The sequence below is a fragment of the Bradyrhizobium sp. AZCC 2176 genome, assembly GCF_036924645.1.
GTDB lineage: Bacteria > Pseudomonadota > Alphaproteobacteria > Rhizobiales > Xanthobacteraceae > Bradyrhizobium.
In genome coordinates this window covers 121,844-148,617 of sequence record NZ_JAZHRX010000001.1, presented here as the reverse complement: position 1 = coordinate 148,617, position 26,774 = coordinate 121,844, and the positions used below count along the sequence as shown (strand labels likewise).

22 protein-coding genes are annotated in these 26,774 nt (G+C 63.5%); 14 read left to right on the top strand and 8 right to left on the bottom strand.

Annotated elements, in window-relative coordinates:
• Positions 1–26: 26 nt before the first annotated feature.
• The 5 genes from V1288_RS00625 to V1288_RS00605 all read left to right on the top strand — a co-directional run bounded on the left by V1288_RS00625 (position 27) and on the right by V1288_RS00605 (position 9,242).
• Positions 27–1,718 carry a methyl-accepting chemotaxis protein gene (locus V1288_RS00625; protein WP_334355237.1) on the top strand — a complete coding sequence of 564 codons (1,692 nt, stop codon included), beginning with the start codon at positions 27–29 and terminating at the stop codon, positions 1,716–1,718.
• Between the two features lie 222 nt (positions 1,719–1,940).
• The gene (locus tag V1288_RS00620; RefSeq protein ID WP_334355236.1) at positions 1,941–3,971 is read left to right on the top strand and encodes a methyl-accepting chemotaxis protein; all 2,031 of its coding nucleotides are present in this window, start codon (positions 1,941–1,943) and stop codon (positions 3,969–3,971) included.
• Positions 3,972–4,100: 129 nt separating this feature from the next.
• Entirely contained in the window at positions 4,101–5,801 is a 1,701-nt protein-coding gene (locus V1288_RS00615; protein WP_334355235.1) for a methyl-accepting chemotaxis protein, read from the top strand.
• 462 nt (positions 5,802–6,263) lie between these two features.
• On the top strand, positions 6,264–7,232 hold the full coding sequence (locus V1288_RS00610) for a helix-turn-helix domain-containing protein (protein ID WP_334355234.1): 969 nt from the start codon (positions 6,264–6,266) through the stop codon (positions 7,230–7,232).
• Positions 7,233–7,490: 258 nt separating this feature from the next.
• Positions 7,491–9,242: a methyl-accepting chemotaxis protein gene (locus V1288_RS00605; protein WP_334355233.1), complete on the top strand. Its 1,752-nt coding sequence runs from the start codon at positions 7,491–7,493 to the stop codon at positions 9,240–9,242.
• A gap of 159 nt (positions 9,243–9,401) precedes the next feature.
• On the opposite strand, the gene V1288_RS00600 is transcribed toward V1288_RS00605, so the two are convergent.
• Together V1288_RS00600 and V1288_RS00595 are read right to left on the bottom strand one after the other, a co-directional pair.
• Positions 9,402–10,922: an acetyl-CoA acetyltransferase gene (locus tag V1288_RS00600; RefSeq protein ID WP_334355232.1), complete on the bottom strand. Its 1,521-nt coding sequence runs from the start codon at positions 10,920–10,922 to the stop codon at positions 9,402–9,404.
• Positions 10,923–11,071: 149 nt separating this feature from the next.
• Entirely contained in the window at positions 11,072–12,205 is a 1,134-nt protein-coding gene (locus V1288_RS00595) for a nitronate monooxygenase (RefSeq protein WP_334355231.1), read from the bottom strand.
• A gap of 237 nt (positions 12,206–12,442) precedes the next feature.
• Here V1288_RS00595 and V1288_RS00590 point away from each other — a divergent pair, with 237 nt between their 5' ends.
• Positions 12,443–14,101: a flavin-containing monooxygenase gene (locus V1288_RS00590; protein ID WP_334355230.1), complete on the top strand. Its 1,659-nt coding sequence runs from the start codon at positions 12,443–12,445 to the stop codon at positions 14,099–14,101.
• Positions 14,102–14,198: 97 nt separating this feature from the next.
• Here the strand turns inward: V1288_RS00590 and V1288_RS00585 are convergent, their stop codons facing one another.
• A complete protein-coding gene (locus V1288_RS00585) occupies positions 14,199–14,651 on the bottom strand; it encodes a hypothetical protein (protein WP_334355229.1) in 453 nt (150 codons plus the stop codon).
• On the bottom strand, positions 14,608–15,354 hold the full coding sequence (locus tag V1288_RS00580) for an aminotransferase class V-fold PLP-dependent enzyme (protein WP_334355228.1): 747 nt from the start codon (positions 15,352–15,354) through the stop codon (positions 14,608–14,610). The genes V1288_RS00585 and V1288_RS00580 overlap by 44 nt, the downstream gene beginning before the upstream one ends.
• A 253-nt stretch (positions 15,355–15,607) precedes the next feature.
• Here V1288_RS00580 and yghU point away from each other — a divergent pair, with 253 nt between their 5' ends.
• The 3 genes from yghU (at position 15,608) to ltrA (ending at position 19,182) form a co-directional block, all read left to right on the top strand.
• Entirely contained in the window at positions 15,608–16,501 is an 894-nt protein-coding gene (gene yghU, locus V1288_RS00575; protein ID WP_334355227.1) for a glutathione-dependent disulfide-bond oxidoreductase, read from the top strand.
• Between the two features lie 16 nt (positions 16,502–16,517).
• Complete coding sequence (locus V1288_RS00570) at positions 16,518–17,270, top strand: alpha/beta fold hydrolase (RefSeq protein ID WP_334355226.1); 753 nt, start codon at positions 16,518–16,520, stop codon at positions 17,268–17,270.
• Positions 17,271–17,805: 535 nt separating this feature from the next.
• Complete coding sequence (ltrA, locus tag V1288_RS00565) at positions 17,806–19,182, top strand: group II intron reverse transcriptase/maturase (protein WP_334355225.1); 1,377 nt, start codon at positions 17,806–17,808, stop codon at positions 19,180–19,182.
• A 106-nt stretch (positions 19,183–19,288) separates the two neighbouring features.
• Here ltrA and V1288_RS00560 read toward each other — a convergent pair whose 3' ends face one another.
• From V1288_RS00560 to V1288_RS00550, 3 genes are all read right to left on the bottom strand, one after another.
• Positions 19,289–19,909, bottom strand: a complete 621-nt coding sequence (locus V1288_RS00560; protein ID WP_334355224.1) for a flavin reductase family protein — start codon at positions 19,907–19,909, stop codon at positions 19,289–19,291.
• A 109-nt stretch (positions 19,910–20,018) separates the two neighbouring features.
• On the bottom strand, positions 20,019–21,293 hold the full coding sequence (locus tag V1288_RS00555) for an acyl-CoA dehydrogenase family protein (protein WP_334355223.1): 1,275 nt from the start codon (positions 21,291–21,293) through the stop codon (positions 20,019–20,021).
• A gap of 303 nt (positions 21,294–21,596) precedes the next feature.
• Positions 21,597–21,977, bottom strand: coding sequence for a VOC family protein (locus V1288_RS00550; RefSeq protein ID WP_334355222.1), 381 nt, complete (start codon positions 21,975–21,977; stop codon positions 21,597–21,599).
• Between the two features lie 304 nt (positions 21,978–22,281).
• Between V1288_RS00550 and htpX the strand changes: the two genes are divergently transcribed.
• A complete protein-coding gene (htpX, locus tag V1288_RS00545) occupies positions 22,282–23,223 on the top strand; it encodes a zinc metalloprotease HtpX (protein ID WP_334355221.1) in 942 nt (313 codons plus the stop codon).
• A 278-nt stretch (positions 23,224–23,501) separates the two neighbouring features.
• Here htpX and V1288_RS00540 read toward each other — a convergent pair whose 3' ends face one another.
• Entirely contained in the window at positions 23,502–24,281 is a 780-nt protein-coding gene (locus tag V1288_RS00540) for an SDR family NAD(P)-dependent oxidoreductase (protein WP_334355220.1), read from the bottom strand.
• Between V1288_RS00540 and V1288_RS00535 the strand changes: the two genes are divergently transcribed.
• The 4 genes from V1288_RS00535 to V1288_RS00520 are packed head-to-tail and all read left to right on the top strand — an operon-like array spanning position 24,274 to position 26,683.
• Positions 24,274–24,519, top strand: a complete 246-nt coding sequence (locus tag V1288_RS00535; protein WP_334355219.1) for a hypothetical protein — start codon at positions 24,274–24,276, stop codon at positions 24,517–24,519. The two genes, V1288_RS00540 and V1288_RS00535, sit on opposite strands and share 8 nt — an antisense overlap.
• Before the next feature lie 7 nt (positions 24,520–24,526).
• A complete protein-coding gene (locus tag V1288_RS00530) occupies positions 24,527–25,318 on the top strand; it encodes an enoyl-CoA hydratase/isomerase (RefSeq protein ID WP_334355218.1) in 792 nt (263 codons plus the stop codon).
• Positions 25,315–26,301 (top strand): phosphotransferase family protein, encoded by a 987-nt coding sequence (locus V1288_RS00525; RefSeq protein ID WP_334355217.1) that lies wholly within the window; start codon positions 25,315–25,317, stop codon positions 26,299–26,301. The genes V1288_RS00530 and V1288_RS00525 overlap by 4 nt, the downstream gene beginning before the upstream one ends.
• 1 nt (position 26,302) lies before the next feature.
• On the top strand, positions 26,303–26,683 hold the full coding sequence (locus V1288_RS00520) for a DUF6285 domain-containing protein (protein ID WP_334355216.1): 381 nt from the start codon (positions 26,303–26,305) through the stop codon (positions 26,681–26,683).
• Positions 26,684–26,774 lie beyond the last annotated feature (91 nt).

Below are 26,774 nucleotides of genomic sequence, written 5' to 3'. Positions count from 1 at the left end.
CGCCCAAAACCAAGAGATTCCGCGCCATGCTCGCCCGCTATTCGATCCGCACCAAGATCATCGCCGTAGTCGCCTTCCTGCTCGCCGCGATGACGGGCATGGGCCTGCTCGCGGTCCGGAATATGCGGGCCATCGACGCCAACACGGTGGACATCTCGACCAACTGGCTGCCGAGCATCCGCGTGCTGGGTGACCTGCGCGCCGGCGTCATCACTTACCGTAACGTGATCCGCGAGCATATGCTGTCCGAGACGCTGGAAGAGAAACTGGCGATGGAGAAGACGCTCGCCACCGTCATTGAGAGCAACACCAAGATCCGCGCCGCCTATGAGCCGATAATCACCTCGTCCGAAGAGCGCGCTCTGTATAACGAGTGGGCGCAGCTCTGGGACAAGTACCGCAAGGGAACGCAGGAAGTGATGGCGCTATCCCGCAAGGCGGCGGGCCAGATTCCGACTGAAGCTCACGACCTCAATACGACGACTGTCAACAAGATCGGTCTGGAGGCCGATGCGGTCCTGAAGAAGAGCGTCGACCTCAACAATACGGGCGCCGACAAGGCGGCGCGGGACGCCGCCGACAGCTACACCTCGGCGCTCGTGATGCTTGGCCTGATTCTTGGCACAGCCGTCATCGTCGGCATCGCCGTCAGCACCTATCTGGTTCGCGACGTCTCGAGTGGCATTGCCTCGATCGTCACGCCGATGCAGGCGCTCGGCAAAGGCGATTTGAGCGCGGATGTGCCGCATCAGGGCGAGAAGACCGAAATCGGCGCGATGGCGGACACCTTGCAGGTATTCAAGCAGGCGCTGATTGCCAAGAAAGCCGTCGACGAGGCCGCAGCCGCCGACGCCGAAGCCAAGATCGAGCGCGGCCGGCGGGTAGACGGCATCACCCGCAATTTCGAGAACGTGATCGGCGAGATCGTGCAGACGGTGTCGTCGGCTTCGACGCAACTCGAGGCCTCCGCCGGCACGTTGTCGGCAACCGCCGAACGCTCGCAGACGCTGACGTCAGCCGTGGCCTCGGCTTCCGGAGAAGCCTCCGCCAACGTGCAGTCGGTGGCATCGGCGACCGAAGAGCTTTCTTCCTCGGTCACCGAGATCGGCCGCCAGGTACAGGAATCGGCGCGGATGGCGACCGACGCGGTCGGTCAGGCCCGCGTCACCAACGACCGGGTCAGCGAATTGTCCAAGGCGGCGAGCCGGATCGGCGACGTGGTCGAACTCATCAACACCATCGCCGGCCAGACCAATTTGCTCGCGCTCAATGCCACCATCGAAGCGGCGCGCGCCGGTGATGCCGGTCGCGGCTTTGCGGTCGTGGCCTCGGAAGTCAAGGCGCTCGCCGAACAGACGGCCAAGGCCACCGGCGAAATCAGCCAGCAGATTACCGGCATCCAGGGCGCGACCCAGGAGTCGGTGAGCGCGATCAAGGAAATCAGCGGCACCATCGAAAGGCTGGCGGAAATCTCCTCGGCGATCGCAGCTGCCGTGGAAGAACAGGGCGCGGCAACCCAGGAAATCTCCCGCAATGTGCAGCAGGCGGCCCGGGGTACCCACCAGGTCTCGACTAATATCACCGATGTGCAGCGCGGCGCCGGCGAGACCGGTGCGGCCTCTTCACAGGTGCTTTCGGCGGCGCAGTCGCTGTCGGGCGACAGCCAGCGCCTCCGGCTCGAGGTCGGCAAGTTTCTGGAGTCGGTCCGGGCAGCCTGACAACCGGCCGCCGGCAAGGGGGCCGGGCCTTTTCGCGTTCGGCGCGAAATCGATGGCGCCACAACCGGCTGGGTCTTCCGTAGTTTCACGCAAGCGGAAATTAACCGGTCCCCGCTACGCTGCGCCGCATCTTCGGAATTCGCGCGCGAAGGTTGCCGGTTCCTTTGCGCCGCAAATTCCGCCTCCGGAAAAACCGCGTCAGAAGAATTTGGGGTCGTCGACATGATCAAGCTCAACCGTATCGGAAACAAACTGGGCTTGGCCGGGGCGGTCGGCGTCTTGCTGGCGATCGGCATGGTGGCCAACCAGATGGTCACTGAATCGAGAATTGAAGAAGCCAGCGGGCGCGCCGGCCGATCGCAGCAGGTGGCCGACAACTCGCTCTCGGCACATATCGACCTGCGCAAGATTCAGCTTGCCGCCGGCGCCGTAAGGCTGTCGAGAGCCGCCGGCGAGGTCGAAAAGACCATTGCCGATTTGCAGCGCTACAAGGCGAGCGCAGCGAAGGAACTGGAAGCTGCGCTCGCAACCGCCCAGCGGCCTGATGCCAGGGAACGGCTGCAGAAGATCAAGGCCTTGATGGACGGCTTTACCGCCGCCGTCGAAGATCTCGCGAAGGCGCAGATCACGCTGCTGGCGCAGATCGACAAGCGCTCGGTCGTCTCGGATGAATGGACCAAGGCCGTCGCAGCCCAGTTGGGTTCGCCGACCATGGCGAAGCTGGACAACCGCCTCGAGATCGAACGTTTGCTGTTTCAGGCCGATGCCAAGGTGAACGCGCTGCGGGCGGCGGCCTGGAAACTCGGCGCCACCGGCGATGCCAACCTGGTCACCGAGATGGGCAAGACCGAGGCCTCGCTGAAGGATGTCTTCAACAAGCTGCGCGGTGAGGCCGACGACCGCGAGTTGCTGGTCGTGGTCAGCAACCTGTCTTCGATCGTCAAGCGCTTCCTGGCCGCCAACGAGGACGCCGTAAAGACCGAGCAGGTAAAGAACGACATCATCGCCAATCGCACTGTCAAGGCCGCCGCAGATGTCGTCGATCTGATGGAAGCCACCGTCGCTGGCGCGCAAAAGGATGCGACGACCTCCAAGGACGAAGTCATGGCCGACACCGAGCGTGCCAACCAGATCAACCTGATCATGGCGATCGTCGTCGTCGTGTCGTTGATCGCCTCGGTCGTGTTTTCTTTCCTCGGGGTCGCACGTCCGATGACGCGCCTGAACGGCGCGTTGGGCAAGATGGCCGGCGGCAATCTCGATGTCGAAATTCCCGGTGCCGGCCGCGGCGACGAAATCGGCGACCTCGCCAAGACGGTGACTGTCATTCGCGAGAACGCCGAGCACAAGGCGCGCGAGGAAGCCGAGGCCAAGGTCCAGCAGGACCAGGTCGCGGCGCAGCGGCGCAAGCAGGAAATGATCAAACTGGCCGATGATTTCGAAGGTGCGGTCGGCGAGATCGTGGAGACCGTGTCGTCGGCTTCGACCGAACTCGAAGCCGCCGCCGGCACGCTGACGGCAACTGCCGAACGCGCCCAGGAGCTGACCACGATGGTGGCCGCGGCTTCCGAGGAAGCCTCCACCAATGTGCAGTCGGTCGCTTCCTCCACCGAGGAGATGGCCTCGTCGATCACCGAAATCGGCCGCCAGGTCCAGGAATCGGCGCGGATGGCCAACGAGGCCGTCGACCAGGCCCGCACCACCAATGGCCGGGTCAGCGAATTGGCGAAGGCGGCGGCCCGTATCGGCGCGGTGGTCGAACTCATCAACACCATCGCCGAACAGACCAATCTGCTGGCGCTCAACGCCACCATCGAGGCGGCCCGCGCCGGCGACGCCGGCCGCGGTTTCGCGGTCGTGGCGTCCGAAGTGAAGGCGCTGGCGGAACAGACCTCGAAGGCGACGGGTGAGATCGGCCAGCAGATCACCGGCATCCAGGCCGCGACCGAGGAGTCCGTCGGCGCGATCCAGGCGATCAGCACCACGATCGAGAAGCTGTCGGAAATATCTTCGACCATCGCAGCGGCCGTGGAAGAGCAGGGTGCCGCAACCCAGGAAATCTCCCGCAATGTGCAGCAGGCGGCCCGCGGCACCCAGCAGGTATCCGCCAATATCACGGATGTGCAGCGCGGGGCTGGCGAGACCGGCTCGGCCTCGACGCAGGTGCTCTCGTCGGCCCAGTCGCTGTCGTCGGACTCGAGCCGCCTCAAGCTCGAGGTCGGCAAGTTCCTGAACTCGGTACGGGCGGCATAAGGCTGCTGCCGCCCCGGTTAATAAAATTCCGTATATCTACCGAGTAGAAAATTAACGGGAAGAAAGCGGCTGACATATACGATTCCGTGCAATGAGACGGGCGCCCCGTCCTTTGCGTGGAGATCGAGCATGTTTGGAGTGATTCGTCAGGCCAGGATGACGGTTGGCCGAAAGATCTATGCCCTCATCTTTCTCAGCTTTGTCGGGCTGCTGGGCGCGACCTTCCTCGAGTCGCGCGAACTGGCGTCGAGCCTCAATCAGCAGAAGCAGATCGAACTGCGGCACCTCGGCGAACTCGCGCTCGGCATCGTCAAGGAAGAGCATGCGGCGGCGCAGAAGGGCGGTGCTCCGGACGCCGACGCGCAGAAGCGGGCGATGGCGCGGATTGCGGCGCTTCGCTACGGCAATAACGACTATTACTGGATCAACGACATGCATCCCAAAATGGTGATGCATCCGATCAAGCCGGAAATGAACGGCAGCGATCTCTCGACCTACAAGGATCCGAACGGCAAGCTGTTGTTCGTCGACTTCGTCGACACCGTAAAAAAGGACGGCTCCGGCTTCGTTCCCTACGAGTGGCCCAAGCCGGGCTTCGACAAGCCGCAGCCGAAATTGTCCTATGTGGTTGGTTTTGCGCCGTGGAACTGGGTCATCGGCACCGGTGTCTACATCGACGACCTGAAGGCGCAGGCCTGGGTATCGACCCAGCGCTCCCTGATAATTGCCGGCGTGATCCTGCTATTGATGCTTGCGGTATCGATCTTCGTGGCGCGGAGCATCACCGCGCCGTTGCAGCGGATGACCGTCGCGATGAACGACCTTGCCGGCGGCAACCTCGACGTCGAGGTACCCGGCATCGGGCGCGGCGACGAGGTTGGCGAGATGGCCAAGGCGGTCGAGGTGTTCAAGAGCAATGCCGTGGCTCGCCAGTCGCTGGAGGCCGAGCAACGCGCGGCCGAGGCCCGCGCCGTCGCGGGCCGCAAGTCGGACATGAACAAGATGGCCAACGATTTCGAGGCGGCGGTCGGCCAGATCGTCGACGCCGTGTCTTCGGCCTCGAGTCAACTCGAGGTCTCGGCGGGTACGCTGACTGCGACCGCGGAGCGTGCGCAGCAACTCGCGACCACGGTCGCGGCGGCCTCGGGAGAGGCTTCGACCAACGTGCAGTCGGTGGCATCGGCCACCGAAGAGATGGCATCGTCCGTCACCGAGATCAGCCGCCAGGTCCAGGAATCGGCGCGGATGGCCAATGATGCGGTGGACCAGGCTCGCACCACCAACGACCGCGTCAGCGAATTGTCGAAGGCGGCAACCCGCATCGGCGACGTCGTCGAGCTGATCAACACCATCGCCGGCCAGACCAACCTGTTGGCGCTCAACGCCACCATCGAGGCGGCGCGCGCCGGCGAGGCCGGACGCGGTTTCGCCGTCGTGGCTTCCGAAGTGAAGGCACTGGCGGAACAGACCGCGAAGGCAACCGGCGAGATCGGACAACAGATTACCGGCATCCAGGCGGCAACGCAGGAGTCGGTGAACGCGATCCAGGCCATCAGCGGCACGATTGAAAGACTGTCGGAGATTTCGTCGACCATCGCAGCCGCCGTGGAAGAGCAGGGCGCGGCGACGCAGGAGATCTCCCGCAACGTGCAGCAGGCGGCCATGGGTACCCAGCAGGTGTCCTCCAATATTGGCGACGTGCAACGCGGCGCCAGCGATACCGGATCGGCGTCCTCGCAGGTGCTGGCAGCGGCGCAATCGTTGTCAGGCGACTCTAACCGCCTCAAGCTCGAGGTCGGCCGGTTCCTCGACTCGGTGCGGGCGGCCTGATTTCGTACTGACTATTACGTCCGAAGCCAGTTCCGCATGCCGGCTTCGCGATCGCCGATGATCCGAATCAGAAACGCGACTGCCGCAGGCAGCCTGTTTCGGCTGCACGAGAAGCAGGAGACATCCCTAGATCGAAAAATTGCGATTGCGGCATGCGCCGATCAATCGCCCTGAGCGAAACTGATGCCGAATGTGGCCAATGCAGTTCCGAAATCGGGAAAACTTGGTAATATAAAAAGGCATCGTGATGATCTGATACCAAGTTCTGATATCAAGTTCTGATGCCAAGTGTTCTGCGTCAATGAAGACGCGCCAGGACTCAAGACGCTTCATCCGATGGCCCGGGCGCATCGAGGCACCCATCCGCCATGGTCAAGTTGCGCAAACGATCCCTCTCAATCCCGGCTAGCGTTCCTTGTCGTTGTTGCAACGATCGCTGCCGACGGCTCGGATGACCGCCGCGTGTCGTTGCTTGATGAACTAGTTGAGTCCGAGTTCGTAAAGGTCAGCCGGTCTCTGAACGTCGATCGTTTCCGGAGCATCGACGGGCTGGGCGATGCCAAGAGCATGCCGATCGACGCCAAGGACTTCGATGCCGCTTTCGCCACGTTGAAGCTGAAGTCCTGTTCGGTCCATCTGCAGAGGACGTTCCCGCGAATTCTGCAGATGCAGTATTCCACGACCGGGGCGATCGTCGGCTTCACGATGGACGATGCGGCTTCGTTGATCATCGACGGCGTCGAAGCCCGCGCACCGACCTTGCTCCTGGTCAAGGGTACCGCAACGTGCGAGATCGTGGAGCAGCAGGCCAATCTGGTGGCGCTTGTGAATTTCGCTTCCATCGACGATCGCGGCTGGCCGGGCGATGCTGATAGCGCTCAACTGATAGTGACGCTGCCGGACAAATCCGAGACGCTGCGGGCGACAGTTCGCGATGTCCTGACGCTCGCTTCGCATTCGCCCGACACTTTCGCACAGCCGAACGTCATCGAGCACGTTGAAGAATCGATCCTGCAGGCGTGCGATCTGGCGATAGCTGCGGCGTCGCCCACACCCGACGCCAAGCGCCTGAGCCTGAGCCACTATCTGGCGCTGGTTCGAAAGCTCGACGAGTTCGTGGCCGAAAGCGCCGGCAAGACGCTGTACAGCGCCGACGTGGCGCGGCAACTCGGGGTCTCGGTGCGAACGCTGCATAACGCGGTGGTTGCCATTCGCGGCATGAGCATGCATCGCTACATGCGGCTGCGGCGGATGTGGAACGTACGACAACAACTGGTGCGGGGCGCGTCGGTGCAGTCGGTGAAAGCGGTCGCGCTCGTGAACGGATTCTGGCACATGGGCGAGTTTACTGCGCTGTATCGCGAGTTGTTTGGCGAAACGCCGCAGCAGACCTTGTCGGCGGCACGTAGGAATACGGACAGTCAGCCCTGATAGCGGCGAAGCGAGCGGCGATACCGTAGTTCTACGATTTCCCCAAGTATCTCCGCTTAGTCCCTGATTAACCATCGTATGAAACCTTAGCGGCATGAGTGTCGCTCTGTGGCGAAGCCGCCGCAGGAGCCCTTCGTTCGCAACGAACCGGCTCGTCCGATTATCCGGCCCGGCGCTTTTCAACCGTGATCCCGCCGCGCGGGAAACAACGGCATCACCGCGATTTCACTGACGCTGCTGCTTTCAAGGACGCCCATCATGTCGAGCATCACCCGCTTCGTTCTGAATCTATCCATCGGCGCCAAGCTCGGCATCGCCTCCGGCCTCGGCGTTCTGCTCGTCGCCACGATGGTGACCGTCCAGATCCGGTCCAACGCGGCGATGCGCGAAGCCGATATGCGTAAGTCCGCGCAGCAATCGATTGCGCGTGACGCGGTAGACGCGAAAGCGTCGATTCGCGGCATGCAGATCGGCGTGCGTGACCTTCGTCTCGTCAACAATCCGGCGGACCTGCAAATGGCCAGCGGCTATCTTGCGGCCCGACTGAAGTCGGTGAACCATTTTGGCGACGCGATGCTCAGCTTGTCCAAGTCCGCCGAAAACCGTGCGCGCATCGAGAAGCTGAAGGCGAAGGCGAGCGATTATTCGAAGGGGGCTCAGCAGATCGCGGCTATTCGCGCCGAAGCGATCGCCGCGGCAGGCGGCGGCGCCGACGCCGCAGCACGGATTACGAAGCTGAACGAAGACGCCGTTCGCATCGCCCGCGAAGTCACACTGCCGATCGCCGACGAACTTGAGCCGCTTGCCAACCAGATCACCGAGTTTGCCAAGCACGGCGTGGAGGAGCAGGCCGCCCAGGCCGCGCGGGAGATGGCTTCGGCGGAATGGGAATCCATGGCGCTGGGTATCGGTACCATGCTGTTGCTGATCGGAACCAGCATATTTTCTTTCTTCACGATCGCCCGTCCGATGCGGGCATTGAGCGTGTCGATGGACGAGCTTGCCGGCGGCAATTTCGCCGTGGTGCTGCCGGGCCTAGGCCGCAAGGACGAACTCGGCGCCGTCGCGGGCGCCGTCGAGAAGTTCAAGGTCGTCTCGGAACAGAAGGCGCGCGAGGATGCGGAAACCAAGACGAAGCAGGACCAGATCGCGGCCCAGCAGCGCAAGACCGAAATGGTCAGGCTGGCGGATTCCTTCGAGGCAGCCGTCGGCGAGATCGTCGAAACCGTATCGTCGGCGTCTACCGAACTCGAAGCGTCCGCCGGCACGCTGACGGCAACCGCCGAGCGCGCCCAGCAGGTGACCACGATGGTGGCCGCTGCCTCGGAAGAAGCATCCACCAACGTGCAATCGGTTGCGTCAGCGACGGAAGAGCTGACTTCTTCCGTCAACGAGATCAGCCGACAGGTGCAGGAATCGGCGCGGATGGCCGGCGAGGCGGTCGATCAGGCCCGCATCACCAACGACCGCGTCAGTGAGCTGTCCAAGGCCGCCAGCCGTATCGGGGATGTCGTCGAACTCATCAACACTATCGCAGGCCAGACCAATCTGCTCGCGCTCAACGCCACCATCGAGGCGGCGCGCGCCGGCGAAGCCGGCCGTGGTTTTGCGGTCGTGGCCTCCGAAGTGAAGGCGCTCGCCGAACAGACGGCGAAGGCGACCGGCGAGATCGGCCAGCAGATCACCGGCATCCAGGGCGCCACCCAGGAATCGGTCGGCGCGATCAAGGGGATCAGCGGCACCATCGAACGGCTGGCCGAGATCGCCTCAACGATTGCGGCCGCCGTGGAAGAGCAGGGGGCTGCGACGCAGGAGATCTCCCGCAACGTGCAGCAGGCGGCCCAGGGCACCCAGCAGGTTTCCGCCAACATCACCGACGTGCAGCGCGGGGCCGGCGAGACCGGCTCGGCCTCCGCGCAGGTGCTTTCAGCGGCACAGTCGCTGTCGGCGGACTCCAACCGCCTCAAGCTCGAGGTCGGCAAGTTCCTGGATACGGTGCGGGCGGCTTGAATTCTTTTCCCTTCTCCCCTTGTGGGAGAAGGTGGCGCGGACGAAGTCCGTGCCGGATGAGGGGTTCTCTCCGTGGAGACAGACCCCTCACCCGTCTCAATCGCGCTTTCCGCGCGATTGATCCACCCTCTCCCACAAGGGGAGAGGGGAAGCAAGACACTACCCCACACGCCACTCCAGCACGCCATCGTCTGCGGTAACGATATCGCCGACCGAGCCCACCGGCGTTCTATCCATGTTCAGCAAATGCGCCAGCGTCGCTGCGTCACTGGCAGGGACACGAGCCAACGCCCGCGCGTCGCCTTCGGTGCGCATCATCACCACGCCGTGCTCGACCTCGCCCTTGCCCAGGTAGATCACGGTAAAGCTCTCGACCTTGCCCTTGTCTGAGGCCTCGGTGACGAAGTCCGGCACCTTGCTGCGGTTGCGATCGGCTTCGGCCTGTACGCTGGTCTCCTGCGCCAGCGCCTCCTTCGGCGCCTCGCGCGACAGCACCAGGGCGTGATGCTTGGTGACAAAGCCGCCCTGGCCGTAGAGCAGGCCGAGCTTGCCGCGTTCACGCAAGGCTCGCACCATCGCGACGGCGGCGTGCGTCATATACGTGTTGAGCGGCGCGCCGAAGAAGGTGAGGCCGCCGGTTACCGTCGGCTGCACGTCAGGCCCAAGGCCGAGCGTTCGTCGCGCCATCTTGGGCACGCAGGGAAAGCAGCTATACAGCTCGATGACGTCGAATTTTTTGCCGTCGCCATCGACGAGGTCCATGACGGCCTTCAGCACGGCGTTCTGCGGATGGCTCTCATAGAACTGGTCGCGCACGAGATAATCGCGCGGCTCTTCCGCCGAGGCACCACCGATCGGATAGATCAGGCGATCTTCAGGCACGCCGGCCGCGCGCGCTTTCGCGAGCGACGTCAGCAGGACGGCTCCGCCCATGTTCACGGTCGGATTGGCCACCATCAGTTTTGTGTACGGCCAGGCGATCAGCCGATTGTCGGGTGTGGGCGTAGTGATTTCCTCGGGCGCAAAGCGCTTCTTCAGCCACGAATTCGGATTCTCGGACGCGACCTTCGAGTAGGTGGACCACAGCGCGCCGGATTCGGCGAGCGCCTCGCGCGGGGTCTGGCCCCAATGCGCTGAGGTGGCGGATTCATACAGCGGATAGACCGTGATCGGGCGGAACACGCCGAGCTTCACCGCCATCGGCTTCTGGAACGCCGCGCCGCGCTTCGGCTCCTCGACGTCGTGGGTGAACGGCGTCCACGGCAGCGCGATGCCGCCGCGCTCGGCCTTGGTTGCGGTGGATTGCGCCTCCGCGCCGCAGACCACGGCCACGCTGCATTCGCCGCGCGCGATGCGCTTGGCCGCTTCGTGAATGTAACGGATCGGGCTCTCGCCGCCGACCGGGCCGTAATAGCAATGCGCCGGGCTGGCGCCGAGCCGCGCGGCCAACTGCTTCTCGGGATCGCGGTAGCGCCAGCTCAGGAAATTGACGACGTCGAGCGAGCCGAGCTCACCAAGCAGTTTTGCTCCGCTGTCCGCCTCCGCGCACTGCACGGCCTGCTCAAGCAGCGCCAGCGGCTCGAGGCCGGCGGCTATGTCCGTTGGCCGGTCGACGATTTCGCCGACGCCGACGATGACGGGAATGCGATCTGCGGGGAGGGGGGAGTTGTTGTTCGACATTTCTTCTTGTTTCGCTTTCGAATTGTTAGTTCGTCATCGCAGGACTCGTAGGGTGGGCAAAGGCGCGCCAGCGCCGTGCCCACCATCTAATTTCCTGCCCGGAAGTGGTGGGCACGCTTCGCTTTGCCCACCCTACGGGAGGTTCGCGCTCACTCCTCCATCAGCATATTCATATGCTCCACCGCGTCGGCAAAATCTTCCTTGAATTCCTGCACCACCGCGCCGGCCGATTTCACGCTGTCGATCAGGCCGACGCCCTGGCCGACAAAATACGTCACGAGGTCGCGTGCCTGCGCATTCCCTGCGGCGGCGGCGCGGTCGATCGAGTTGAAGGCGTCGCGGCTGATGATGCTTTGCAGCGGCATCGGCAGCGCGCCGGGGCTGTCAGGCCCGCGGTCCCAGGCATCGGTCCACACCGAACGCAATTGCCGCGCCGGCTTGCCGGTGCGGCCCTTGGAGCGGACCGCATCGCGCGACGAGGCTGCGATCATCTTCTCGCGAAAAATCTCCGTCGTCTCCGATTCCACCGTCGCCAGCCACACCGAGCCGGTCCACGCGCCCGCCGCGCCCATCGCCATGCACGCCGCCATCTGCCGGCCGGTCATGATGCCGCCCGCGGCCAGCACCGGCACGTCGCGGACCGGCTTGATCGCCTTGATCACCTCGGGCACCAGCACCATGGTCGAGACTTCGCCGCAATGGCCGCCGGCCTCGGTGCCCTGCGCCACGAGGATATCGATCCCGGCTGCGACCTGCCGCAGCGCATGCTCTTTGGAGCCGACCAGCGCGGCGACCGGCACACCGTGCTTGCGGCCCATGTCGATCATCTGCTTCGGCGGCACGCCGAGCGCATTCGCGATCAGCTTGATCGGATGTCGGAACGAGACGTCAAGCACGTCGAGCGCGCGCTGCGCATCGAACGGCTGCGGCTGGTCGTCGGCGACGTTGGTCGTCGTCAACTCGACGCCGTATTTCTTCAGCAGGTTGCGGGTGAAGTCGCGATGCTGCGGCGAGATCCTTCGCTCCAGGCTTTTCCAGGTGACGTCCTTTTCACCCGCGGTCGAGATGTTTTCCGGGATCAGCACGTCGAGCCCGTACGGCTTGCCATCGGTGTGATCGTCGATCCATTTCAATTCCTGCTCGATCGTCTCCGGCGAATGCGCGGTCGCGCCCAGCACGCCAAAGCCGCCGGCGCGGCTGACGGCCGCGACCACGTCGCGGCAATGGCTGAAGGCGAGCAGCGGAAACTCGATTCCCAGCATGTCGCAGATCGGCGATTTCATGGCGGTGTCACTCCCTGTGGCGGCCGCTGGGCCAGCCGCTCATTGTTGGTTTTGATTGCGGTGTTGAACGCTAGCCCATCGGGGGCATGCGTGCCAAGCGGGACGGCCGTCCCGAGGAGCAGACATTCCACCTCGCAAAATATGCAAGGCCAGCCCGCCGATTTGCGTCTTGCGCTTTGGCGCTACGCGAGGAATGCTGCCTGCCAAATCAAAGAGAATATCAGGGAGCCAGTCTTCATGTCCGCGATGCCGTCCACCGCCGCCAAATCCACCGGGACCTACGACGTCGTTGTGGTCGGCGCAGGTTTTGCCGGCATGTACATGCTGCACCGGTTACGCGGGCAGGGGATGACGGCGCGGGTCTACGAGCAGGGCAACGGCGTCGGCGGCACCTGGTACTGGAACCGCTACCCCGGTGCGCGCTGCGACGTCGAGAGCATGCAGTATTCCTATTCGTTCTCCGAAGAGCTGCAGCAGGAATGGGACTGGAGCGAACGCTACGCGCCGCAGCCGGAGATTCTGAAATACGCCAACCACGTCGCCGACCGCTTCAACCTGCGGCCGGACATCCAGTTCAACGCCCGCGTCGATCGCGCCGTGTTCGACGAGACGACGTCGCTGTGGTCGGTCACGACGTCCGACGGCAAGATGGTGTCAGCAAAATTTGTCGTGCTCGCCACCGGCTGCCTGTCGAACGCGCGGATGCCCGACATCAAGGGTCTCGATCGCTTCAAGGGCAAGGTCTACCACACCGGCCACTGGCCGCATGAAGAAGTCGATTTCACCGGTCAGCGCGTCGGCGTGATCGGCACCGGATCGTCGGGGATCCAGTCGGTGCCGGTCATTGCCGAGCAGGCCAGCCAGCTCACCGTGTTTCAGCGCACGGCGAACTTCTCGATTCCGGCCCGCAATGCGCAACTCTCGGAAGCGGAACGGCAGAAGTTTCGCGACAACTATCCCGAGATCAGACGCTTTGCGCGCGAGGTCGCGAAGAACGGCATCTATACCGAAATGCCCGACCGCGGCGCGCTCGACGACGGCGATAACGAACGCCGCGCCAAATATGAAGCACGCTGGAGTCGCGGCGGGCTGACTTTCATGTCCGTCTACAACAATCTCGCGCTCGACCAGGCGGCCAACGACACCGCCGCGAATTTCGTCCGCGAAAAAATCGCCGAGATCGTGAAGGACCCGGAAACCGCAAAACTGCTGCAGCCGAACAATCATCCGATCGGCTCAAAACGCATCTGCATCGACACCGATTATTTCGCGACCTTCAACCGTCCCAACGTGACGCTGGTCGACATCAGGTCCAGTCCGATCGAGGAGATCACCGATAACGCGGTGCGCGTCGGTGCGAAGGACTACGAGGTCGACGCGCTGGTGCTGGCGACCGGTTTTGACGCCATGACGGGGTCGGTGGCGAAAATCGATATCCGGAGCCGCAACGGCCAGACGCTGAACCAGAAATGGGCCGCGGGCCCGCGCACCTATCTCGGCCTGATGAGCGCGGGCTTTCCCAACCTCTTCGTCATCACCGGTCCTGGCAGCCCGTCGGTGCTGTCGAACATGATCGTCTCGATCGAGCAGCACGTCGACTGGATCACCGATTGCATGGCCTATATGCGCGACCGCGACCTCGACACCATGGAGGCGGCTGTCGATGCCGAGGACAAATGGGTCGCCCACGTCAACGAGGTCGCCTACACGACGCTCTATCCGCAGGCCAATTCCTGGTACATGGGCGCCAATGTCCCCGGCAAGCCGCGCATCTTCATGCCCTATATCGGCGGTGTCGGGCCCTACCGGCAGATCTGCAACGATGTTGCGGCGAAAGGCTATGAAGGGTTCGTGATGGAGCGGGCGGAGGCGCCGCGGAAGGTGGCGGCGTCGTAATCCGCTTCCGTAGGCTGGGCAAAGCGAAGCGTGCCCACCATTCGGTTTCGCGATCGGAATAGGTGGCGGGCACGGCGCAAGTGCGCCGTTGCCCACCCTACAAGTCTCGCAGCCGCCGCGTCAAAACCTCAGCAAAGCGATCGACATCGGCTTCGTCATTATAGACGTGCGGCGACACACGCATCCGCCCCAGGCGCGGCGCGACGTAGACGCCCTCGCTTGCCATTTTCTCGATCAATCCCGCCGGCATTCCGCCCTTGAAGGCGAGGCTCAATACATGCGGCGCCCGCAGATGAGGTTCGGGAACGTGGACGCCGATGCCGCGCACGGCTTGCGCGATCCGCTCCGTCAGCATCGTGAGACGTTGCACAATGGCGGGCGCGCCCCAGTCAGCCATCATCTCCATGCCGATCGAGGCCATCTCCATCGAGATGAAATGATCGCGCTCGCCCATGTCGAAGCGCCGCGCATCGGGAACGTAACTGAGATCGGTGAAATAGACCGCGTTATCGGCCGCGCACGTTGCGGCGGCCGGACGCGGTCTGCTCAAGCGGGAGACCGCCTTGATGGCGTTTTGCGACATAGAGAAAGGCGCGGCCGTAGGGGCCGAGCAGCCATTTGTAGGTCGGGAAGATCACAAAATCCGGGTCGAGCCGCTTCACGTCGGTCGTCAGCACGCCAACGCTGTGCGTCGCGTCGACGAGGAAGGCGGCGCCCCGCAGCCGCAGCGCCGCGCCGACCTTGTCGACATCGATCAACCCGCCGTCCGACCAGTGCACCGAGGAGATCGAGGCCAGGCTGAGCGGATGGGCGCCGGATCGCTCGATGTTTTCGAGGACCGCCGATGTCCAGTCGCCGTCGTCCGGCTGCCGAACCGTCTCGACGGTAAAGCCTTCCGCCTCGGCCCGGGTCTGCCATTCAAGCACCGGCGAGGAATGATCGTTCTCCAGCACGATCACGCGCGTGCCGCGGGCGATCGGCAGCATCTTCGCCGCGGTCGCAACGCCGTAACTGATCGAGGGAATCAGCGCGATATCGGCGGCGTCGACATTGATCAGCCGGGCGGCGGCAATGCGCGCGCGTTCATGCTGTTGGTTGGCGAACGAGGCCTCGAGCGTCCACGGCGTGCCCTTGCGGAGCACCGCGGCGCGGCCGGCCTCCAGCGTTCGAAGCGGCAGCGGGCTGTAAGAGGCAGCGTTCAGGTAGCAGATCTGCCGCGGTATCTCGAACAGGGCGCGCTGTGATGGGAGCATGTGGATGGTCTCTTTGCTGGCGACACCTCCATTATGGCCGATCTCGACTACGCCAGCCACAGCAGCATTGCTCCGAGTACACTTGCCTCGTGCAATCAGGGCAGGCGCGGCATGGCGCATTCCTCCCCTGACTTTTGCGCGCTTTTTGTTTGGTTGCAGTGCTGATACGAAGCCTTACATGGATTGCGCCGGCCGCCGCGCGACAGATCACGCAAATCGCGAGACGGCTCGAAGGAGCCTGGAGCCAACCCGAATGACCGACGCCCCCGTTACCGATCCCACAGCTTACGTCCCGCCAAAAGTCTGGACCTGGAACAAGGAAAGCGGCGGCCGCTTCGCCGCCATCAACCGCCCGATTGCAGGCCTCACGCATGAGGCGGAGCTTCCGGTCGGCCGGCATCCGTTTCAGCTCTATTCGCTGGCGACGCCGAACGGCGTCAAGGTCACCGTCATGTTCGAGGAGCTGTTGGCCGCCGGCCACAGCGGCGCCGAATACGACGCCTGGCTGATCAAGATCGACGGCAACCAGTTCGGCAGCGGCTTTGTCGCGGTCAATCCGAACTCGAAAATCCCGGCGCTGATGGACCGCAGCGGGCCGACGCCGATCCGCGTGTTCGAGTCCGGTGCGATCTTGATGCATCTCGCTGAAAAGTTCGGCGCGTTTCTGCCAGCCGGAGGTGCGTCGCGGGCCGAATGCCTGTCATGGCTATTCTGGCAGATGGGCAGCGCGCCGTTTCTCGGCGGCGGCTTTGGCCACTTCTACGCCTACGCGCCGACCAAGATCGAATACGCCATCGACCGCTACGCCATGGAGGTGAAGCGCCAGCTCGACGTCCTCGATCGGCGTCTGGCCGACAATGAATTTCTCGCAGGCAGCGAATACACGATCGCCGACATGGCGACTTGGCCATGGTACGGCGCACTGGCGAAAGGCCTGGTCTACGGCGCCGGTGAATTCCTGTCCGTACATGAGTACAAGAACGTGCAGCGCTGGACCGATGCGATCGCCAAACGCCCGGCGGTAAAGCGCGGCCGCATGGTCAACCGTATCTCGGGCGATCCGGCCAGCCAGTTGCACGAGCGGCACGAGGCCTCTGATTTCGACACCAAGACGCAGGACAAAATCGGCGAGCCCGTGAAGGCGTGAGGCGAGGGGGAACGCGATGAGCTTTTTCGAAAAGGGCGCCGTCCGCATCCACTATGAAGAGGCCGGCTCCGGCTTCCCGCTGCTCTTGATCGCCGGCGGCGGATTGAATTCGAACATCTCAGGGATCACCGGCGACTATCCGCCGTTCAACGCGATCAAGGAATTCGGCAACGAATATTGCTGCATCGCCTACGACCTGCGCAACGCGCCGCCCGGTCAGTCGTCAGGCCCGCTCGAGATCGACCGTCCCTGGGATTCCCATACCGACGATCAGCTTGCGCTGATGGATCATCTGGGCTTCGACAAGTTCATGGTGCTGGGCTTCTGCATCGGCGGCCCCTTGATCTGGAATCTGATCAAGCGCGCACCGGACCGCGTCGTTGCGGGCGTGCTGGCGATGCCGTCAGGTTCGCGCCCCGAGATGCGCGATCTGTTCTACAATAACAACATGACCGGCTGGGCGCCGGAACTGACAAAGCGCCGGCCCGACATCACGATGGAGCAGGCCGAGAAATTCCTGACGCGGATGTATCGCACCAATCCGGATTTCGTCTTCACCGTGACCCGTGACTTCGTCCGCCAGTGCCGGACGCCGGTCTTGATCCTGCCCGACGATATCCCCGCGCATCCTTACGCCGTCGCGATGGAGAGCGCGATGCTGGCGCCGAATGCGGAAGTGAGTCTATTTCCGTGGAAGGAGCCGAAAGAGCGCGTGACGCTCGCGGTGCGCCAGATCCGGTCCTTCCTCCGCGCGCACCGGCCAACCTGAAATTTGTAGGGTGGGCAAAGGCGCTCTTGCGCCGTGCCCACCGTCTTCATGCGTGGTCGGAAGGGTGGGCAGGCGGAGCCTGTCATCGGGCGCGCATTCGCGCGACCCGGCGGCTGTGTGCCGAGTATGAACGACAGCTTGGAGGTGGAAGTCCTCTGTCTAGCCTGATGACGGCGAAGGACTAGCGAAGCGCAAGGGCGTCACCGCGAGGTGGGGTCTGAAGAAAGCGTGGAGCAAAGCCGCGGCCCGATGGACAAACACCGGATAACGAGGCCTGCCCGGCCGGACGAGCGAGCAGCCAATCGCGAAGTCCATGGTCATCAAAGGTCGGGGTGGTAGATCCGGCGGGGCGTGCGGTGAAGGCGGTCGGTCTTACCTCGGGAGGTCTGCGCTGCGTCCCAGCTTTGGGACTGAGGCCGCCGCAAGGCGGCCTGACCGCAGCGCAGAAGTCAGCAGAGGGCGTAGTAGGCGGCAGCGCGCCGCCGAAGGCCTGAACGGTGGAAGCGGTTAGTAGAGCGGCGATCTCGTGCGAGCCATGCGGCAGAAGAACCAGGTCGAGCTGAACTTGGGCACCGGAGCGGAGGGTGAAGCCCGAAGCGCCGCCGCCCGAGAGCCCGAAGCGCGCCCGGCGAGAGCCTGTCCCGAACGCCCGGCGGTTGCGGGACCGTCGATGGAAGACGTGGTTGAGCGTGAGAACCTGAAGAAAGCGTTGGCGCGAGTGAAGCGCAACAAAGGTACGGCAGGCATTGACGGTATGAATGTCGATGACTTGTCGGCCTACCTGAAGGAGCACTGGCCTACGGTTCGGGTCCAGTTGCTTGAAGGCATCTACAAGCCGCAGCCGGTGTGGCGCGTCGAGATACCGAAGCCGTCGGGTGGCATGCGGCTGCTCGGCATTCCGACGGTGCTCGACCGCTTTATCCAGCAGGCGGTGATGCAGGTGCTGCAAGCCGACTGGGACGGAACGTTCTCCGAGACGAGCTTCGGCTTCCGGCCGAAGCGCTCGGCGCATCAGGCGGTAGAGCGGGCGCAGACGTATATTGCGTCCGGACACGCCATCGTCGTGGACATCGACCTGGAGAAGTTCTTCGACCGGGTCAACCACGATATCCTGATGGGGCTTGTTGCCAAGCGGGTTGCCGACAAACGCATCCTGAAGCTGATCCGCGGCTTTCTGACCGCGGGTGCGATGGAAGGAGGCCTTGTCAGCCCGACGGAGGAAGGCACGCCGCAGGGTGGGCCGCTCTCGCCGCTGTTGTCGAACCTGATGCTGGATGTGCTGGACAAGGAACTGGAGAAACGCGGCCATCGCTTCGTGCGCTACGCCGACGATTGCAACATCTATGTGCGCAGTCAGAAGGCGGGCGAGCGGGTGCTGGCCGGGATCGAGCGGTTCATCGAGAAGCGCCTCAAGCTCAAGGTCAACAAAGCCAAGAGTGCGGTTGCCAAACCGAGCGTTCGCAAGTTCCTGGGCTTCAGCTACACGAGTGGACGAAAGCCGCGACGGCGCGTTGCGCCGCAGGCCATCGCCCGCTTCAAGGCGAGAATTCGGGAGCTGACGCGGCGCACGCGTGGACGAAGCCTTGCGCAGATCGTCAAGGAGCTGTCGGTCTACCTCATCGGGTGGCGGGGTTACTTCGGCTTCTGCCAAACCCCGTCGGTGTTGCGCGCGCTTGAGGAATGGATCAGGCGGCGGTTGCGCGCCATCGCCTGGAAGCAATGGAAGTGTGGACCTGCTCGCTTTGCCGAGCTGCGACGCTGCGGCGTCGGCCGGGACCTGGCGGCGCGAACCGCCGGAAGCCCGCGTGGCCCTTGGCGGCTCGCAAGCAGCCCCGCGCTCACCACTGCAATGCCAATTGCTTTCTTCGGTTCACTCGGCCTGACTTCCATCACAGAACTACGACATGCATAATCCACCGAACCGCCGTATACGGACCCGTACGTACGGTGGTGTGGGAGGGGAGGAGCCGAGAGGCTCCCCCCTATCCCGATTTGCCCACCCTACGAAACCCGTCAGCTTAAACCGCCGTCTTCGCCCCCTCGGCCGGCGGAAACATCACGCGATCATCCGTCCGGCAATAACGGTCCGCGAACATGCGGCCGATCGGGTGATAGCGCTCCATATGCACGCGCATCGCGGCGTGATCCCACAATTCGTCGCGAATGTGGAAATGGATGCCTTCGCCCATCACCAGCAACCGGTCGCCGTTGACGTCGATTTCCTTCCAGGTCCTGCATTCCATCGCAAACGGCGCATCCGTCAGCCGCGGCACGGCGATCTTGGTCGAGGGCGCCAGTTTGAGTTTTAGGTAATCCGGCTCGCCGATATCAGGGGGAAAGTCGCCGCTGCTCTCATGCATCGCCTGCGCCAGCGGCTCGTCGGTCATGTTGACCACGAACTCGTTCGTGGCGCGGATGTTGATCACGGTATCCTTGATGCGGCCGTCGGGACGCAGATTGGCGGCGAACATGCAGAGCGGCGGATCCTCGCAGAACACGTTGAAGAAGCTGAACGGCGCCGCGTTGACCACGCCGGCAGGTCCCATCGACGTCACCCACGCAATCGGCCGCGGCAGCACGAAGGATGTGAGCACCTTGTAGCGCTCGCGGGGTTTCAGGTCGCTGGGGTCGTATTGCATGTAGGGGGCTCCGCGTAGGGTGGGCAAAGCGCAGCGTGCCCACCATTCAGCGCGGGCGCAAGTAGCGGTGGGCACGGCGCTTGCGCGCCTTTGCCTACGACAGCTCAGCCTACGGCATGCTCAGCTCGTGCCTTCCGACCACCATCCAGTGCACTTCATCAGGACCATCGGCGAAGCGCAGGTGGCGGACGTCCTGGTACATCTCGCCGAGCGGGCTCCATTGCGAAATGCCGGTGGCGCCGTGCATCTGGATCGCCTGGTCGATGATCTTGCAGGTGCGTTCCGGCACCATGGCTTTCACCATGCTGACCCAGATCCGCGCCTCCTTGTTGCCGAGCACGTCCATCGCCTTGGCCGCCTTCAGCACCATCAGCCGCATCGCCTCGATCTCGCAGCGCGCTTGGGCAATGATCTGTAGATTGCCGCCGAGATGGGCGATCTTCTTGCCGAAGGCCTCGCGGGTCAGACCGCGCGACACCATCAGGTCGAGCGCCTTTTCCGCCTTGCCGATGGTGCGCATGCAGTGATGGATGCGGCCCGGCCCGAGGCGGACTTGCGAGATTTCAAAGCCGCGGCCTTCGCCGAGCAGCATGTTCTCCTTCGGTACCCGGCAATTGTTGAAGCGCAGGTGCATGTGCCCGCGCGGCGCGTGGTCGTGGCCGAACACATGCATGGGCCCGAGGATTTCCACGCCAGGGGTATCGATCGGCACCAGGATCTGCGACTGCTGCTTGCTCGGCGGCGCATCCGGGTTGGTCTTCACCATCACGATCATGATCTTGCAGCGCGGATCGCCGGCGCCGGAAATGTAATATTTTTCGCCGTTGATCACCCATTCGTCGCCGACCAGCTTTGCGGTGGTCGAAATATTCTTGGCATCGGAGGAGGCGACATTCGGTTCGGTCATCGCGTAGGCCGAGCGGATCTCGCCCGCGAGCAGCGGCTTCAGCCACTTCTCCTTCTGTTCCTTGGTGCCGACGCGCTCCAGCACCTCCATGTTGCCGGTATCCGGCGCCGAGCAGTTCATGGTTTCCGAAGCGAGCGGATTTTTCGCCAGCTCAACCGCGATATAGGCGTAGTCCAGGTTCTTCAGGCCCTGGCCGGTCTCGTCGTCGGGCAGGAAGAAATTCCACAGCCCTTCTTCCTTGGCCTTGTCCTTGGCCTTCTGCAGCACCGCGAGTTGCTCGGGCGTAAAGCTCCAGCGGTCCTTCTTGCTTTCGCCAAGCCGCATGAACTCGACCGACATCGGATCGACGGTCTCGCGGATGAACTTCTTGACGTGCTCGTACAGCGGACGGACCTCGTCCGACATCCTGAGATCGTTGAGTTCTTCGCCCGGATTGAGATTGTAGGTCGTCGTTCGCGGGATGTAGGCGTGTTTCATGGATTATTCCCTCCCATTTGCGCAAGAACGTTCATCTTGCGGGCGCACTCGGCTCGTTGGCCGGCAATGTAGACGGCGGGAAGGGGCTTGTACAAGCGCGCCTTGGAGGCACGATTTTCCGCCTCATGGCACGTTGCAAAAGCGGTGATCAACAGTGAGCAGCCGCTTCGGCATCCAGCTCGTTATGCCCGGGCTTGTCTTGGGTATCCACGTCTTTCCTTTGCGACGAAGAGTGGATGGCCGGGACATCCAGCGCGAAGAAGCGCTTTGCGCTATTACCCGGCCATGAGGAGGGAGCCGCAGCTATGCTGGCATCCGATGCATTGCGCAGATCTTGTTGCCGTCGAGATCGCGCAAATAGGCCAGATAGAGTTTGCCCGCTGAGCCCTCGCGAATGCCCGGCGGATTTTCGCACGTGGTGCCGCCATTGGCGATGCCAACCGCGTGCCAGGCGTCGGCCTGCTCGGGAGAGTCCGCCGCAAAGCCGATGGTGCCGCCATTCGCCGGCGTCGCCGCCTGGCCGTTGATCGGCTTCGTCACCGAGAACACGCCGGTCTTGGTGAAGTAGAAAATGCGGTGGCCATCGACTTTGGCCGGCCGGACGCCAAGCGTGCCGAGCAGCGCGTCGTAGAACGCCTTGGCCTTTTCGAGGTCGTTGGTGCCGATCATCACATGCGAAAACATTTCTTCAATTCCTCCCCAGTGTTTCGGATGAGCACCCGCCCTTGTTTTTCGCGTGGCGGAACAACCCCGCGCGGTGCCCGTTGCCGTGCAATGTAGACGCCGTCATTGGCGTTGTACAAGCTGGCCGAGTGGTAGCCCGCGGGGGCCGTCAGATTACGTTTCGGTAATCCAGCCCGGAAGACTGGTTTCCACGCCCGAGCGCGGCGCCTCGACGCACCGCGGGCATCTTGCAGCGCAGCCAGAGCAATTCCTACCTTTGGGAGGCCAGCTCAGGCGTCCGGCTGTGGGCGGCAGGGAGACGACAATGAGCTATCTGAAGACTGCCATTCTTCTGGCCGGTCTCACCGGCCTCTTCATGGGTGTCGGCTATCTGATTGGCGGCGCCGGCGGTGCCTTGATCGCGCTCGTGATTGCGGCTGCGACGAACATATTCGCCTACTGGAATTCGGACCGCATGGTGCTGTCGATGTACGGCGCCCATGAGGTCGACGGGAGCAGCGCGCCCGACCTCGTCAACCTCGTGGCCGAGTTGGCCGGCCGTGCCGGCCTGCCGATGCCGCGCGTGTTCGTGATGGATGAGGCGCAGCCGAATGCATTTGCCACCGGCCGCAATCCGCAGAACGCCGCGGTCGCCGTGACCACGGGCCTGATGCAGTCGCTGAGCCGCGAGGAGCTCGCCGGCGTGATCGCGCATGAGCTCGCGCACGTCAAAAACCACGACACGCTGCTGATGACCATCACCGCGACGATTGCCGGTGCGATCTCGATGCTGGCGCAGTTCGGCATGTTCTTCGGCGGCAACCGCGACAGCAACCATGGCCCCGGCATCATCGGCTCGATCGCCATGATGATCCTGGCGCCGCTCGGCGCCATGCTGGTGCAGATGGCGATCAGCCGGACCCGCGAATACGCCGCCGACGATCTCGGTGCGCGCATCTGCGGCCAGCCGATGTGGCTTGCCTCGGCGCTGTCCAAGATCGCGAACGCCGCGCATGTGGTGCCGAACCCGGAAGCCGAGCGCAATCCGGCGACGGCGCACATGTTCATCATCAACCCGCTGTCGGGCCACGGCATGGACAATCTGTTCACGACGCACCCGTCCACGGAGAACCGCATCGCCGCATTGCAGCAGCTTGCGGCGGAGATCGGCGCGAGCGGCGCAACGGCCTCCGTCAGCGCCCGCGGCAACTACCCGCGCCGCAGCCCGTGGGGCCGGACTTCACCCTCGCGCGGACCGTGGGGTTAAAGCTCGCCCGTCATTCCGGGGGTGTGCGTAGCGCGAGTTCTGATGTGCAATTGCACATCAGAGAATCCATCGGTCTTCCCTGTGCCCTCTGAACAAGAGGGCGGGAAGTTATCAGGCAAAACTCGCACAGATGATGTGGCGAGATCGCGAACGCACATTCGCTGTCGTTCCTGCAAACGCAGGGGCCCATAACCACTAATGTTCATGTTCTGCGAAGTTGTAGCTACAGCGTTGCTGGCATCGATGGTTATGGGTGCGATCGCCTACGTCACCCAATCTCAAAACGCCGTGTACCCGCCATCGATCACAAAGCAGTCCGCTGTATGATACGACGACGCCTTGCTCATGATGTACACCGCGATGCCGCCGAAATCCGTGGGCTCGCCGAACCGGCGCACCGGGATGCGCGGCATCACGTTGGCGACGAACTTGTCGTTGGCCATGAGGCCGGAGGTCATGTCGCTCTTGATCCAGCCGGGCAGGATCGCATTCGCGGTGACGCAGTGGCGCGCCAGTTCGACCGCGAGTGCCCGGCACAGCGCGTTCAGCGCGGCTTTGGTGCCGGCGTAATGCTCGTTGCGCGCGGTACCGAACAGCGAGGCGAGGCTCGAGGTTGCGACCAGCCGGCCGAACTTGTCGCCGGCCTCGGCGCGTTCGGTCATGTGGCGGGCGGCCGCCTGAAACACGTGGAAGACGCCGTCGAGATTGGTCGCGAACATGCGCCGCCATTCCTCCTCGGTGCGGTCGATGAAGGCGCGCCGTCCGCCGCCGCCGATGCCGGCATTGGCAAAGCAGCCATCGACCCGGCCGAATGTATCGAGGGTCGCCTTCATCGCCGCCTTCACGGAGGCGGGGTCGCTGACGTCGCAGACCTGTGTATGCACCTTGCCAGGCCCGGCCGACATGGTCGCCGCCGCACTCTTGTTCTTCTCGGCGTTGCGACCCCAGATCGAAACGTTGCAACCTTGCGCGTTGAGCGCCTGCGCGATGCCAAGACCGATGCCGCCATTGCCGCCGGTGATGACGGCGGTGCGGCCGGAGAGATCGAAAATGCTCATGGGACGTTTCCATTTGTTTGGCACGGGTTACAGCATGATCCGGAAAAGTGGACACCGGTTCTCCCTCGGGAAAAACGCGAAGCGTTTGCCCGGAGATCATGCTCAAACATCAAGCCGTGCGCCCGGTGGCGGGCAGATGCTCTGGCGCAAGCATGGACAAGCGCGCCCGGAAAATCAAATATGGGTCGAGATGTCAGATCTTCCGCGCAGCGAAATAGCGCGTAAACACAAGTCATGAGGAAGCAATGCAGTTCAAGCACGTCACGCTCGATTTCGATGGCCCGGTCGCCATTCTCAAGCTCGACCATCAGGAGGTCATGAACGCGGTCTCGATGGACATGCTGGGCGGTCTTGGCGAGGCGCTCGACGCGATCGAGGAGAAGCGGGATGAGGTGCGCTGCCTGGTGCTGACCGGCGCCGGACGCGCGTTCTGCACCGGCGCCAACCTGCAGGGCCGCAACAACCAGAAGCCCGGCAAGAGCAATGCTGGGCAATCGCTGGAGATCGGCTTTCATCCGTTCCTGCGGCGGCTGCGCCGGCTGCATTGCCCGATCGTGTCGGCCGTCAATGGCCCCGCCGCCGGTGCCGGGATGAGCTTTGCCTTGATGGGCGACATGATCCTGTGCGCGCGCTCGTCCTATTTCCTGCAGGCGTTCCGCCGCATCGGCCTGGTGCCGGATTGCGGCTCGACCTGGCTGTTGCCGCGCATGATCGGGAAAGCACGTTCGGTCGAACTGTCCTTGATGGGAGAGCGGCTGCCGGCGGAGAAGGCGCTGGAGTGGGGCCTCGTCAACCGCGTCTACGACGATGCGGTATTGATGGAAGAAGCGATGAAGCTCGCGCATGACCTCGCCAATGGACCGACGATCGCGCTGTCCTTGATCCGAAAACTCTATTGGGACAGCCCGGAAAATTCCTTCGAGGAACAGCTCAACCTCGAATTCGAATCGCAACGCATCGCGGGCGCCGCGGAAGATTTCAAGGAAGGCGTCACCGCATTCCTCGAAAAGCGCCCCGCCAAGTTCAGGGGCAAATGATCGAGGACCTGCTCGCACGTTGCGTCGCCTCCTGGTATCCGGGAGCGACCGGCGTCACCGGCGCCGCCAAACTCTCCGGCGGCGCCAGCCAGGAAACCTGGACGTTCGACATCGTGCATCCGGACGGCAATATCGGCGCGATCCTGCGCCGCGCCCCGCCGGGCTATGGCGCGTCGCCGGGGCGGGCCGCCGGGCTCGATGCCGAGGCGGCGTTGATGCAGCTCGCGCACGACGCCGGCCTGCCGTCGCCGCGGGTGATGCATGTGTTGCAGCCGCAGGACGAACTCGGCAGCGGATTCATCATGCAGCGCATCGAGGGCGAGACCATCGCGCGCAAGATTCTTCGCGATGAACAGTTTGCAACAGCGCGTCCGATCCTGGCGCGGCAGCTTGGCCGCGTGATCGCCGGCATTCACGGCTTGCCGGCTTTGAAGCTGCCAAAACTGCGCGAGATGACTGCGACAAAGGAAATCGCCGACCTCGATCGCGAATACCGCAGTTTTGGCTGGCCGCGTCCGGTGTTCGAGCTGGCGCTGCGCTGGCTGGCCGAGCGCGATCCCGGGCCGTCGAAGGAGGTGACACTGGTGCACGGCGATTTCCGCCACGGCAATCTCATCATCGGCCCCGATGGCGTCCGCGCGGTGCTGGACTGGGAGCTCGCGCATGTCGGCGACCCGATGGAAGATCTCGGCTGGATCTGTGTCAACTCCTGGCGATTCGGCGGGATCGACAAGCCGGTCGGCGGCTTTGGAACGCGCGAGGAACTGTTCGCGGGCTACGAGGAAGCCGGCCGCAAGGCTGACCCTGATCGCGTGATGTTCTGGGAAGTGATGGGCACGCTGCGCTGGGGCATCATGTGCTGCGGCATGATGCAGCGGTTCCGGCAAGGCCCCGACCATTCGATGGAGCGCGCGATGATCGGAAGGCGCTCGTCGGAGACGGAAATCGATTTGCTACGGCTGCTAGCCCCGCGGGGGAAATAACATGCAGGACGAACCGACACCCACCGAATTGATCAAGGCGGTCGCGGATTTCCTCCGCAACGAGATCGCCCCTCAGATCGAGGGACACAACGCCTTCAAGCTTCGCGTCGGCATCAATGCGCTGGATCTGGTTGCCCGGCAATTGGCGTTGGAGCAGGGGAGTGACGCCGCGGAAGTCGCGCGGCTGAAGCAACTGCTTGGACTGGACGGTTCATTGATCGAGTTGAATCGCGCGCTGTCGGAGAAAATTGCAAAGGGCGAGGTCGATCTGCAGACGCCGGGACTATCAGAACATCTCTGGCAGACCACGATGGACAAGCTCGCCGTCGATCAGCCGAACTATGCCTCGTACAGGCGGGAGCTTGGAGGCAAGGGTAGCTAGTTCGGCGTCGTCCCTGCGAACCGCAGGGACCCATAACCACAGGCGTTGGTAATGACGAAAAGTTTCTGCCACCGCGCCGCCAAGAGAGATC